The organism is Rhodopseudomonas sp. (assembly GCF_048594845.1).
In the GTDB taxonomy this organism is placed as follows: domain Bacteria; phylum Pseudomonadota; class Alphaproteobacteria; order Rhizobiales; family Xanthobacteraceae; genus Rhodopseudomonas.
The window spans coordinates 1-11,895 of the sequence record NZ_JBMDXE010000327.1 but is presented as its reverse complement, the minus strand read 5'-3'; the positions used below and the strand labels follow the sequence as shown (position 1 = coordinate 11,895).

The following is an 11,895-nucleotide window of genomic DNA, read 5'->3' as shown; positions in this document are numbered from 1 at the left end:
TCGACTTCGCGTGTGGGTGTCGGCTTGCTTGGCGCCTGCGACAGCAGCCGCAGCCACAGATACTGCGCGACGTTCGTGTCCTGGTACTCGTCGACCAGGATGAACTTGAAGCGGGACTGATACTGCCGCAGCACGTCGGGGTGTTCGCGGAATAGCCGGATGCCTTCCAGCAGCAGATCGCCGAAATCAGCGGCGTTCAGCACTTTCAGCCGCTCTTGATACGCGGCGTAGAGCTTGCCGCCGCGGCCGTTGCCGAAGCTGGCGGCTTCGCCGGCTGGCACCTGCGACGGCGTCAGGCCGCGGTTTTTCCAGCCGTCGATCAGCCCGGCCAGCATCCGCGCCGGCCAGCGCTTGTCGTCGATATTGTCGGCGGCCAGCAGCTGCTTCAGCAACCGGATCTGATCGTCGGTGTCGAGCACCGTGAAGTTCGAGGTGAGCTGCACCAGCTCGGCGTGATAGCGCAGGATACGGCCGCCGATCGAATGGAAGGTGCCAAGCCACGGCATGCCTTCCACCGCCTGGCCGAGCATCTGGCCGAGCCGAAGCTTCATCTCGCGCGCGGCCTTGTTGGTGAAGGTCACCGACAGGATCTCGGCGGGGCGGGCACGGCCCGAGGAGAGGATATGGGCAATCCGCGTTGTCAGCACCCGTGTCTTGCCAGTGCCGGCGCCGGCCAGCACCAAGACGGGGCCATCAAGCGTTTCGACCGCGTCGCGCTGCTCCGGATTGAGCCCGGCCAGATAGGCCGGCGCCGCCGCGGCGCGGGCGCGCGCGGCAATGCCGCCAGCTGCGGGCTGATAGCCGGTCAGATCGAGGTTGGCGCGCTTGTTCGGTTCAGTCATGCGAATCGTCTTTGCCCCACGATGGCACCGCGGGTGCGGGAAGGGGAGCCTTCATAGCAGGAATACCGGCCATATAGGCGCCCTTCGCGCCCTGTGACAGGTTTGCCGCCATCAATATCCCGAGGCCGGTTCGATCGGGCGATTTCGTTCCGGCATGAGGCCGAGAACAACCCACCTCCGCCGCCGAACCGCGCCGGAACTTTCGTTCCAGCGTTGGATTGTTGGCTCAGGCGGTGCGCCTCAACGAGGACGCGCCGGAAGTCAAGGGGTCTCTCTCACGAGATATGGCCCAAGCGAAACGGAGACCATCATGCTGGGTTGGGTTGTCACTTTCCTCATAGTCGCGCTGGTCGCGGGTCTGCTCGGTTTCGGCGGCATTGCCGGCGCTTCGATCGAAATCGCCAAGATCATCTTCTTCATTGCGATCGTGCTGTTCCTGATCTCGGCCGTTGTCGGCCTGGTGCGCGGCCGCAGCCGCGTCTGACAGAACTAACTCCGCTTCGAGGGCATCGCGACGCTGCGTCCGATGCCCTCGGGCTTTGGCAGGGTCCGATGAGCGGCCATGACCCGCTCGACCCGGGCCTGGATATCTGCCGGAAACGGCGCGACCTTACGGATGCTCATGTCGACGTGCATCCCCATGTTCTCCGAGGTGGCCGACAGCCAACCTTCTTTGGCATGGCGCAGTTCTTCGAACGTGTGAATGCGTTTTTCATCGGCGGCAATCAAGTACACATGCACCTGCACCGGGTCGCCAAGGTGCACTTCCCGTAGATAGCGGACGTGGCATTCAGCCGTAAAAGTCGAGCCGCCCCGGGTCTTCAGATAGTCGGGGCCGATCCCCAGTTCGGTCCACATCTGATCAATCGCACGGTCGAATAGCACGTTGTAGTACGCCATGTTGAGATGGCCGTTGTAGTCGATCCACGCTGGCTCGATCTGCATCACCGAAGTGACGAATGGCGCCGCGATGCGGTCGCTGTCGACGCTGCGATCTACTTCCAAAGTCAATCCTGCCTCCCTTGACCCCTCCGGTATCCTTTGCCACGGTCGCCCGCGAGCCGGAGGATTTTATTGTGGGCCTGACCATCACCAACATTCCGCAGCATGCAGAGCCGCAGGCGGTCGCCAGCGCCATTGAAGCGCTCGCAGCCCGGTTCGGCAACCGCCTCGTGACCTCTCTGGCTGTGCGCGAGCAGCATGGCCACACCACGACATGGCTGCCGAACCAGCCGCCGGACGCTGTGGTGATGGCGCAGGAGACCGCGGACATTCAGGATGTGGTGCGGATCTGCGCGCAACACCGCGTGCCGGTGATCGCCTTCGGTACCGGGACCTCCCTTGAGGGGCATGTGAATGCACCGGCCGGCGGCATCTGCATCGATCTCCGCGACATGAACAAGATCCTCGCCGTGCACGCCGAAGACCTCGACTGTGTGATCCAGCCCGGCGTCACCCGTAAGGCGCTGAACGAGAACCTGCGTGACCAGGGCCTGTTCTTCCCGATAGATCCGGGCGCCGACGCCTCGATCGGCGGGATGGCCGCGACCCGTGCGTCCGGCACCAACGCTGTCCGCTACGGCACCATGCGTGACAACATCCTGGCGCTGAAAGTTGTGCGTGGCGACGGAGAGATCATCACCACCGGCACGCGGGCGAAGAAGTCGTCGGCCGGCTACGACCTGACGCATCTGTTCGTCGGTTCGGAAGGCACGCTCGGTATCATCTCGGAACTGACCATCAAGCTGCGCGGCATCCCCGAGGTGATCGCAGCTGCGTCGTGCTCGTTCCACTCCGTCACCGACGCTTGCCAGGCGGTGATCCTGGCGATTCAGACCGGCATTCCGCTAGCCCGGATCGAGTTGCTCAGCGAAGCGCAGGTCAAGGCGGTCAACGCCTATTCCAAGCTGACTTTGCCGGAGACGCCGCTGCTCCTGCTGGAGTTCCACGGCAGCGAGGTCGAGGTCGGCGAGCAGTCGAAGAACTTTGGCGCCATTGCCAAGGATTGCGGCGGCGGCGAGTTCACGTGGACGACCCGCCCCGAGGATCGCAATAGGCTGTGGCAGGCACGGCACGACGCCTACTGGTCGGTGCGTGCATTGCGGCCGGGCGATGGGGTTGGCGTGGTCGCAACCGATGTCTGCGTGCCGATCTCGCGGCTGGCCGACTGCGTTGCCGAGACCGAGCAGGACATGCTGCGGCTGGGTCTGATGGCGCCGATCGTCGGTCACGTCGGCGACGGCAACTTCCATTGCTCGCTGCTGTGCGACGTCAATGACGCCGACGAGATGGCGCGGGCCGACGAGTTCATGCACCGGCTGGTCGAGCGCGCGCAGGCGATGGACGGCACCTGCACCGGTGAGCACGGCGTTGGCCAGGGCAAGCAGAAGTATCTGAAGGGCGAACTCGGCCTCGAAGCCTTGCAGGCGATGCGTGCGATCAAACAGGCGCTTGATCCACAGAACATCTTCAACCCCGGCAAGATCCTGCCGCAAGGGATTTGAACCACTGCTGTTTTCGTCCTCGTGGGCGTTCACGCAGAAAATGCTGTGAGTTCGCCACAGTTGGTTGTTACGCGTTGAAAAGACGGAGTTATTGATCGTTCGGCTGGGCGGCTGGTCGCCCGAGGGGGCATCGCGTTGCAGACCACCTTGCTCGGCTTGGCCTTCGCGCTGATCTTGGCGCTGCTCGCCGCCCTGGTGGGACCGTTCGTAATCGACTGGAATCAGTTCCGCGATCAGTTCGAAGCCGAAGCCACGCGACTGGCAGGAGCGCCCGTGCGGGTCGCTGGTCCGCTTGATGCCCGACTGTTGCCGACGCCGACGCTGCGGTTGCGCGACGTCACGGTGGGCGGCGCCAACGATCCTGGGCGCATTCGGGCCGCGAAGCTCGACGTCGAATTCAGCCTCGGATCGCTGATGCGCGGCGAATGGCGGGCCGACGAGTTGTCGATCAACGGTCTCTCGCTCGATCTCGGCCTTGATGGCAACGGCCGGCTCGACTGGCCGGCGTCTGGTCTGTCAAATCTTGCGGCGCTGACGATCGATCGGCTCAACGTCACTGGGCGGATCGCTCTGCACGATGCCGCCAGCCGCTCGACGGTCGAACTCAACGACATTGCATTCGCGGGCGATCTGCGTGCGCAGGCCAGAGCGCTCCGCGGCGACGGCAATTTCTCGTTCAACGGCAACCGCTATCCGTTCCGCCTGTCGGCCGGCCGCGCAGCCGATGGTGCGGCGACGCGCCTGCGGCTGAACATCGAAAAAGCCGGCACAGGACTATCGACCGAATTCGACGGGCTCCTTGCCCTCGAAAACCGATCGCCGCAGTTCGATGGCACGGCCGCGCTGGCGACGACCGCCGCAGCCGATCCGCCGCGAACGCCGTGGCGAATTTCGGCCAAGGTGAAGGCCAGCCCGATGCAGGTCGTGCTCGATCAGCTCGAAGCGTCGTGGGGAGCGGAGGAGCGTGCCGTGAAGCTGGCGGGCTCGGGCGACCTCCGGCTCGGAGCATCGCCGCTGCTCGTGGCCAAACTGACTGGCCGTCAGCTGGATGGCGACCGGGTTGTGGGCTCAGACCCGGGCCAGCCCTGGCTGCCACGGCTCCGCGCGCTGGCTGGCGACCTGCCACGACCGCCGTTGCCGATGAAGGTCATCTTCGACGCCGAACAGATCATGCTGGGAGGTCGGCCGCTGACCGATATTGCGGCAGAATTGCACAGCGAGGGACAAGATTGGCGGGTCGAGCGTCTCGATTTGCGCGCGCCGGGTGGATCGCGGCTGGTGCTGAGCGGTGGTCCTGCTAAGGCCGGCTCGGCCGATCAGTTCAAGGGGACGCTGGCGCTCGACTCGGCTGACCCCGATCTGCTGAGCGCCTGGCTGCAAGGGCGCGCTCCCGCCGCCGGCACTATACCGAAAGCGCTCCGCCTCCAGGGCAGCGTCACCGCATCCTCCGGCAGCGTCGCGATTGATCCGCTGACCATCGAGGCCGATGGTGGCACGCTGAGAGGGCGCATCGCCTATCGTGGTATGACCGCCGAGGCCGGCGGAAGCATCGAAGCCGCGCTGACTGGCGACCGGATCGATCTCGACAGCGCATCCGGCCTCGTCAGTTCGCTTGCCGGCCCACGCGATGGCTGGCCGGCGCAGGCCGACATCATCCTCGACGTTCGCGAAGCGCAGGCGCGCTCGAGCGGCCAGATATGGCGGCCTCTGACTGCTAAATTCGGATATGGGCCCGGCACGCTGACGTTGACCCAGTTCCGCGCCTCCAGCGCCAGCGGGTTGACGCTCGAAGGCGATGGCAGCCTTGACCGCGGCACGGCGACCGGACGGCTGAATCTCAAGGCCAGCGCGCCCTCGCTCGGCCCGATCGCCGACGCGGTCGAGCCTTTTGCCGCCACCCTGGCTGCTCGGCTGAAGGCACTCGGCGAAGCGCCGGGAGCCTCGCGGGTTTCGTTGACGCTCAGCCTCAATTCCGACAAGGCGAAGGCCGGGCAGGTGAACGCCACTGGTGCGGTTCAGGTCGAGTCACCCCAACTCGGTGGCCGGATCATGCTCAAGGCCGCGCCCAAAGTCGCTGATGTCGGTGAGCTCGATGCGGCTGCGCTCGGCAAGATCGACATCGGCGTCGACTGCAAGCTCACCGCCGCGCGGGGCGGTGAGCTGCTCGGCTTGGTCGGGCTTGCGCAGGTGCTTGCGCCGGGCGAGGGGGGCGGAACGCTGGAAGCGACGGCGACCGGCACCTGGCAGGGGCCGCTGAAGCTGAAAGCCCGCCTGACCGGAGGCGCTTTCGATGTCGAGGCAGATGGCCACGCCGAACCTTGGGCCGCCGAGCCCAAGGCCACGCTGTCGCTGAACGCCCCACGCCTGGATCTCGCGCCGCTCCTCGAACTCAGCGGACCTGAGGCAGGGGTGGCGCGGATCGGCGCGACCTCGCGGCTCACGATCGCCGGGCGGCAATGGAGCTTCAGCGAGATCGATGCCGGCATTGGGAGCTCGCGGGTGCGCGGCCGGCTGGCGCTCACGCTGGGCGACCATGTGAACGTCGACGGCGAGGTTGGGCTTGATGCCCTCGCGATTGGGCCGGCGCTGCAGGTGGGGCTCGGCGCCACCGGCCGCGATCCCGCTGAGCCGCTTGGTCCTGGCCTGCTGCGGGGGTGGCGCGGCAAGCTCACGTTCCAGACGCTGCGCGCGGCTCTGCCGGGCGGGTCCGAATTGCAGCCGTTCGGCGGTGTGCTCCGCCACGACGGCCGCACGCTGACGCTCGACGCCAAAGGAAAGCTCGGGGGTGGTGATGCGAAGGTGTTGCTTCACGCGCGGCCGGGAGATGCGGGCGTTACGCTCGACGCCAATCTCGGCCTCACCGGCGCGAATGCGGGTGCGCTGCGTTACGATGATCAGGTGATGCCAGCGGCGAAGGCATCGCTGCAGATGACGCTCGACAGTATCGGCCGCAGCGCTTCGGCACTGAGCGGTGCAATGGCCGGCGGCGGCACGCTGACGCTCGAGCGCGCGCAGATCCCGGGGCTCGATCCGAAAGCGTTCGAGGTGGCGTTGCGGGCCGGCGAATCGGCCAAGCCGATCGACGATGCCAGCCTGGCAAAGATAGTTGAGCCGGCGCTTGGGACTGGCCCGTTCGCGGTCGACAGCGTGCAGGTGCCGATCAGTCTGGCCGACGGCCGGCTGCGTGTCGCGCCGACGACGCTGCAGACCCGGAACGCGCGGGCGGTTGTTTCCGGCGGTTACGACATTCCGGCGGGGCAGGCCGATATCCGCGCCACGCTAACCATGACGGGCGCCGGACCGGGGCTGCCGCCGGAAATCCGTATCTTCGCGGTCGGCCCCCCGGATCGGTTGACCCACACTGTTGATCTGTCGGCCCTGTCGTCATGGCTGACGGTCAAACGAATCGAGCGCGAGACCAAAAAGCTGCAGAGCCTCGAGCAGGAGGCAAAACCGCCCGTGCAGCCAACCGCAAAGCCGGACGAGAAAAAGGCGTCGGGATCGGTGCCGGGGCGGCCGGCTGACGAGGGCACATCGGCCGTTCAGCCGGATCAGGGCTCGCCGGGCCCCGCGTCCAGCCAACCGCCCGATGATCGAGGCAAAGGTCCGCCGGCCACGGAGGCGGGCGGGGCCGAGTCGCCAAGCGGTTCCCTGCAAGGAAGGGCCGGCCCGGGCGATGCTGCAAACGACAACGGCGCACGAACCGGCAATCCGCCTGACAACGGAAGTCAGCCGAGCGGGGCGCAGCAAGCGGTCGTGCCAGCGCCGGTGCCGCTGCCGGATGCGGATCCGCGTAGTATGCCGCCATTGCCGAAGCCACGCGTTGTGCCGCCCAAGCCTGCAGCGGCAACGCCGTCCCCTCAGGCACCAACCAGCGCGGCCTCCAAGGGAGGCGCGTCGAATGGGGCTGCATCCAGCGGAGCTCCGCCGAACAGGGCATCGTCCAATGACGGTTTGATCAGCACGCGCGAGAAGGTCGCGCCCCTGCCGCCGCCTTTGGAAATCAGGCCCGCTCCGGGAGACGCACGACCTGCTCGGTCGCGTCCACCGCTGGACCTGACGCCCCCGAATAATTCGCGGAGCGCCTATTGATCAGCGCACCAATCGCCGAAGCGATCAGTGCGCCACGATGCTGCTATCTGCCTTCGCTTCGACCGCGGGCTGCTGAGTTTGCTGCAGAGCGCGGCTGCGGAAGTAATCCAGCACGAACAGGCGAATCGCAGAGGACAGATTGCCCTGCTGGCGGTTGCCGTCGATCTCACCAACGAGCTCGGACAAAGTCAGGTCCCGCACGCTGGAGATTTCCTTCATGCCGTTCCAAAACGCCTCTTCGAGGCTGACACTGGTCTTGTGGCCCGCGACCACGATCGACCGTTTGACCACCGGCGATTTCATGACGCGTCCTCGCCACCGATTTTGTGTTGATCGAGCAGTTCATTGGCGCGGCTGACCCGATGATCGTCCAGAGCGCGCTGCGATTTGGTTCTGCCGAACCGCGCACGATTGACGTCGGCGAGCTGAGCGGCTGCTTCCCGCTCGGCTCGTTTCTTGAAACGTTTCAAATTGACCACATCCGCCATAACGTACACCCATTATCGACTAAATCGGCAACGGGCGTCGCTTAGGGGCCGGGCACGAATGCACGAAGCCATAGGCGGCTCGATCACCATCAAGAATAAAGTCCTTACCGCTGCAGATGCTGCTAAATCTGCTCCGCCGAGACGGATTGAACAACCAAACCGCAACACTGCGGGAACAAGTTGATCAATCCGGGCGCGCAAGGGATATGATTTACATCAATTTCCCGGGCGGCATTTTTTAGCCGAAAGCTGTTCCAGTTTAGGTCAGCCCGGATGCGTCATATGGTCCGGCCGTACCAACCGATCAAACTCCGCTTCGGTGACGAAGCCGAGCCGGAGAGCTTCTTCTTTCAGAGTCGTGCCGCGCTGGTGCGCTGCCTTGGCGATCTTGGCGGCGTTGTCGTAGCCGATCTTCGGCGCCAGCGCGGTCACCAGCATCAGCGACCGTTGCATCAGTTCGCCGATCCGAGTCTCGTCCGCTCTAATGCCGTCGACGCAGTGCTCGGTAAAGGATCGCGCTGCATCCGCGAGAAGGCCGATCGATTGCAGCATCGCGTGCGCCATCACCGGCTTGTACACGTTCAGCTCGAAATGTCCCTGACTACCCGCGACGGTGAGGGTGGTGTGATTACCAAACACCTGGCAGCAAACCATGGTCATGGCTTCGCACTGGGTCGGGTTGACTTTGCCCGGCATGATCGATGAACCAGGTTCGTTTTCCGGCAGGATCAGTTCACCCAGTCCGGAGCGCGGCCCCGAGCCGAGCAGGCGGATGTCGTTGGCGATCTTGAACAGCGAAGTCGCGGCGGCGTTGATCGCGCCGTGGACCGAGACGTAAGCATCGTTGCCGGCCAGCGCCTCGAACTTGTTCGGGGCGGTGACGAAGGGCAGTTTTGTAAGGGCCGCCGCGCGCTTGGCGAAGGCCTTGGCGAATTTCGGATGAGTGTTGAGGCCGGTGCCGACGGCGGTGCCGCCTTGTGCCAGCGGGTACAGCTCCTTCACCGTCAGCTTGAGGCGCGCCAGACTGCTCGCGACCTGGGCCGCATAACCTGAGAATTCCTGCCCGAGCGTCAAGGGAGTCGCGTCCTGCGTATGGGTGCGGCCGATCTTCACGATCTTGGAGAAAGCTTTCTCTTTCATGCGCAGCGCGTCGTGCAGCGTCGTCAGTCCGGGGATCAGGTCCGATATAATCGCCTGCGCCGCCGCAATATGCATCGCGGTCGGAAACGAGTCGTTGGACGACTGGCTCATGTTGACGTGGTCGTTGGGATGCACTGGCTGCTTGGCGCCGCGCTCGCCTCCCAGCAACTCATTGGCGCGGTTGGCGATGACCTCGTTGAGGTTCATGTTGGTCTGCGTGCCCGATCCGGTCTGCCACACCACCAGCGGGAAATGATCGTCGAGTTCGCCGCCGATCACCTCGCGCGCAGCACGCGCAATCGCGCCGGCGCGTCGCTGATCGAGGAGGCCGAGCTCGCGATTGGTTTCTGCTGCCGCGAGCTTGACGATGCCTAACGCGTGAACGAGACCGATCGGCATCCGATCGCGGCCGATCTTGAAATTCTGGCGGGAGCGCTCGGTCTGTGCGCCCCAATAGCGATCGGCTTGGACCTCGATCGGACCAAAGCTGTCGGTTTCGGTGCGGGTCGCGGCCGCCGGCTTGGTCTCGGATTTGCGGGCCGTCGATTTACGGGCCGTCCTAACCGCCATGGCGATCGTCCTTTCAGTGATGTCGGAGTCGTGCAAAATTGTCGCGGGACGTTGCCGTCCGCGTCGCGATTGCGCAATTCACGCCGAAGTTATTTCTTCCGGAATCGATCCAAGCGGACGACTTCAGCGCCTTCGGACTTCACCGGCTCTTCGGTGGGCGTCTCGGCAGCGACAGGCTCCGCCGCTGCGGGAAGCGCAGGGACGGGCGCAGGAGCGGCGCTTTCCGTCTCGGTGGGGCTGGCGGATTCGGCGGTACCATCACCGGCTTCGAACTGCAGGCCGAACTGCACTGACGGATCGAAGAAGCTCTTGATCGCAGAGAACGGCACCACCAGACGTTCCGGAATGCCGCCGAACGACAGGCCGACCTCGAACCGATCCTCGGTCACCACCAGATCCCAGAACTGATGCTGCAGGATCACCGTCATTTCTTCGGGATATTGTGCCAGAAGCCGGGGCGAGAGCTTCACGCCATCGGCCTTGGACAGGAATGTGATGAAGAAATGATGCTCGCCCGGCAGGCCGTGCTGAGCGACGTCGGTCAGGACGGTCCGCAGCACGCCGCGCAATGCTTCCCGCGCGAGAACGTCGTATCGGATGTGATCGGTGGCCATGACTCGTCCTGTGCCTCGTCCGTCTGCCTTACCCAGTTCGGATCTCGTCCGACTGAAGTCGTTCGTCTTGACCCCGCGCCCGCCAGCGCCCTCATTGTGATCGGCGCCGCCGGATCCGACTCGCACTTTGTTAGACGATGCTACCCCGGCAACGGCTTGGGGTCAGCAGCGATCCTCGGCGGAATATTTAGCGTCCTTGCGCTGTCGAAAGCGCTCGGGAGCGCGGCGGGAAATTGAGTGGAGGCTTCTGTTGCCAGGTGCCTCCGAACCCCGCCTAACGGAGCTTAACCCGTTAGGACTTTAGACTTGGTTTTTCAAACTGCGTTACGCAGCCTGAGCAACCGGAGCATAGTTGTCGTTGGCAACTATTGCAGTAGCCCGATAACGGCGGAACAATACCGGGAAAAAGCGAGCCCTTTAAGCCCTCGTCGATCCTGTTTCGCCCCCGCCGAAACCCGTCCAGGGCGGGCTTTGGTGGAGGCGCCGGGTACTGCCCCCGGGTCCGAATGGTTTATTACGGCGGCCATTTATTTCCATAGTCGGGTTGCCCCGACGCTCCCAATATAGGCGTCGGCGGCCGAAGGCGGAAGGGCATTCGCGGTGAAACCGCCGGCCATGTGCAGAACCGGTGGCTTGTCCGCAAAAAGGATGGCTCGTGGTCGGTGACCGTTCTACAGCTTGGACATGTCCGTCGATCCTTCTGCGGCCCTGGCAGAAAGCGCGGTCCCGGTTCCGCGGCCGGGGCTTGGCGAACTTTTCGTCGCGTTCGCGCAGATGTCGCTGGCGGGCTTCGGCGGCGTGCTGGTCTGGGCGCGGCGCGGCATCGTCGAGAAGCACCGCTGGATGACGGCCGACGAGTTCAACGAGACCTTCGCGCTCTGTCACTTCCTGCCGGGGCCCAATATCGTCAACCTGTCGGTCGTGTTCGGCGCACGGTTTCGCGGAATCCCGGGGGCGGTCGCGGCGTTCACCGGATTGCTCGCCCCGCCGGTGCTGATCGTCACTGCGCTGGCGGCGCTGTATGCGCGCTATGGTGAAATCGAGGCGCTGCGCCGCACGCTCGCGGGCGTGACCTGCGTGGCGGTCGGGCTGTTGTTCGCGGTGGCGTTCAAGATGCTGCTGCCGTTGCTGCGCAAGCGGAATCCTGTCGCGCTCTCGCTGTTGGCGGCCGTGTTCGTCGCCGTTGGCATGCTGCGGCTGCCGCTGCCGGCGGTGCTGGCCGTGATGGTCCCGCTCAGCATCGGCGCGAGCTACGTCATGGCGCGTCGCGCGCGATGAGCGGTGGTGATTCATCGCTCGGATCACTCGCCGCCACGTTCGGCCTGATGTCGCTGTTCGCGATCGGCGGAGCCAACGCAGCTGTTCCGGAGATCCACCGCGTCGTCGTCGACGTCCATCACTGGCTCACCGACCTGCAGTTCGCCGATGCCTACGCGATCGCGCAGTTGTCGCCGGGACCCAACGTGCTGATCGTGACGATGATCGGCTATCAGGTCGCAGGGGTCGTTGGCGCCATGGTTGCGACGCTGTCGATGTGCGGTCCGACCGCGGCACTTGCTTACGTCGTCAGTCGCGTGCTCGGTCGCTCCAGCCATTCGCCGTGGCCGGCGATCATTCAGGCGGCTCTGGTGCCGCTGTCGATCGG

The 11,895-nt window shown here is 64.9% G+C and carries 11 protein-coding genes and 1 other RNA gene; 5 read left to right on the top strand and 7 right to left on the bottom strand.

What is annotated here, in order from left to right:
- A partial coding sequence (locus ACOJTD_RS22150) for an ATP-dependent helicase (RefSeq protein ID WP_420135012.1) occupies window positions 1-842 on the bottom strand: 842 nt, incomplete at its 3' end.
- A gap of 310 nt (window positions 843-1,152) precedes the next feature.
- Here ACOJTD_RS22150 and ACOJTD_RS22145 point away from each other — a divergent pair.
- The gene (locus ACOJTD_RS22145) at window positions 1,153-1,326 is read left to right on the top strand and encodes a DUF1328 domain-containing protein (RefSeq protein WP_378392636.1); all 174 of its coding nucleotides are present in this window, start codon (window positions 1,153-1,155) and stop codon (window positions 1,324-1,326) included.
- 5 nt (window positions 1,327-1,331) lie between these two features.
- Here the strand turns inward: ACOJTD_RS22145 and ACOJTD_RS22140 are convergent, their stop codons facing one another.
- Window positions 1,332-1,853 (bottom strand): thioesterase family protein, encoded by a 522-nt coding sequence (locus ACOJTD_RS22140; protein WP_420135011.1) that lies wholly within the window; start codon window positions 1,851-1,853, stop codon window positions 1,332-1,334.
- Between the two features lie 65 nt (window positions 1,854-1,918).
- Between ACOJTD_RS22140 and ACOJTD_RS22135 the strand changes: the two genes are divergently transcribed.
- The gene (locus ACOJTD_RS22135) at window positions 1,919-3,346 is read left to right on the top strand and encodes an FAD-binding oxidoreductase (protein WP_420135010.1); all 1,428 of its coding nucleotides are present in this window, start codon (window positions 1,919-1,921) and stop codon (window positions 3,344-3,346) included.
- A 135-nt stretch (window positions 3,347-3,481) separates the two neighbouring features.
- Window positions 3,482-7,438, top strand: coding sequence for an AsmA family protein (locus tag ACOJTD_RS22130; RefSeq protein ID WP_420135009.1), 3,957 nt, complete (start codon window positions 3,482-3,484; stop codon window positions 7,436-7,438).
- Window positions 7,439-7,462: 24 nt separating this feature from the next.
- On the opposite strand, the gene ACOJTD_RS22125 is transcribed toward ACOJTD_RS22130, so the two are convergent.
- The 5 genes from ACOJTD_RS22125 to ssrA all read right to left on the bottom strand — a co-directional run bounded on the left by ACOJTD_RS22125 (window position 7,463) and on the right by ssrA (window position 10,843).
- Entirely contained in the window at window positions 7,463-7,741 is a 279-nt protein-coding gene (locus ACOJTD_RS22125; protein WP_420135008.1) for a ribbon-helix-helix domain-containing protein, read from the bottom strand.
- Window positions 7,738-7,926 (bottom strand): DUF4169 family protein, encoded by a 189-nt coding sequence (locus ACOJTD_RS22120; protein WP_054162894.1) that lies wholly within the window; start codon window positions 7,924-7,926, stop codon window positions 7,738-7,740. Before ACOJTD_RS22120 ends, ACOJTD_RS22125 begins: the two co-directional genes overlap by 4 nt.
- Before the next feature lie 264 nt (window positions 7,927-8,190).
- Window positions 8,191-9,636 (bottom strand): class II fumarate hydratase, encoded by a 1,446-nt coding sequence (gene fumC, locus ACOJTD_RS22115; RefSeq protein WP_420135007.1) that lies wholly within the window; start codon window positions 9,634-9,636, stop codon window positions 8,191-8,193.
- Between the two features lie 89 nt (window positions 9,637-9,725).
- On the bottom strand, window positions 9,726-10,250 hold the full coding sequence (locus tag ACOJTD_RS22110) for an SspB family protein (RefSeq protein WP_420135006.1): 525 nt from the start codon (window positions 10,248-10,250) through the stop codon (window positions 9,726-9,728).
- Between the two features lie 236 nt (window positions 10,251-10,486).
- Window positions 10,487-10,843, bottom strand: a transfer-messenger RNA (tmRNA) gene (gene ssrA, locus ACOJTD_RS22105).
- Window positions 10,844-10,934: 91 nt separating this feature from the next.
- Here ssrA and ACOJTD_RS22100 point away from each other — a divergent pair.
- Window positions 10,935-11,528, top strand: coding sequence for a chromate transporter (locus ACOJTD_RS22100; RefSeq protein ID WP_420135005.1), 594 nt, complete (start codon window positions 10,935-10,937; stop codon window positions 11,526-11,528).
- Window positions 11,525-11,895, top strand: a 371-nt coding sequence (locus ACOJTD_RS22095) for a chromate transporter (protein WP_420135004.1), incomplete at its 3' end; no start/stop codon positions are given. The genes ACOJTD_RS22100 and ACOJTD_RS22095, both read left to right, overlap by 4 nt.

Bases quoted from the DNA above. Each gene is read 5' to 3' on its own strand.
- ACOJTD_RS22145 (WP_378392636.1), top strand. From the start codon at position 1,153: ATGCTGGGTTGGGTTGTCACTTTCCTCATAGTCGCGCTGGTCGCGGGT.
- ACOJTD_RS22125 (WP_420135008.1), bottom strand. From the start codon at position 7,741: ATGAAATCGCCGGTGGTCAAACGGTCGATCGTGGTCGCGGGCCACAAG.
- ACOJTD_RS22120 (WP_054162894.1), bottom strand. From the start codon at position 7,926: ATGGCGGATGTGGTCAATTTGAAACGTTTCAAGAAACGAGCCGAGCGG.
- fumC (WP_420135007.1), bottom strand. From the start codon at position 9,636: ATGGCGGTTAGGACGGCCCGTAAATCGACGGCCCGCAAATCCGAGACC.
- ACOJTD_RS22110 (WP_420135006.1), bottom strand. From the start codon at position 10,250: ATGGCCACCGATCACATCCGATACGACGTTCTCGCGCGGGAAGCATTG.
- ACOJTD_RS22100 (WP_420135005.1), top strand. From the start codon at position 10,935: ATGTCCGTCGATCCTTCTGCGGCCCTGGCAGAAAGCGCGGTCCCGGTT.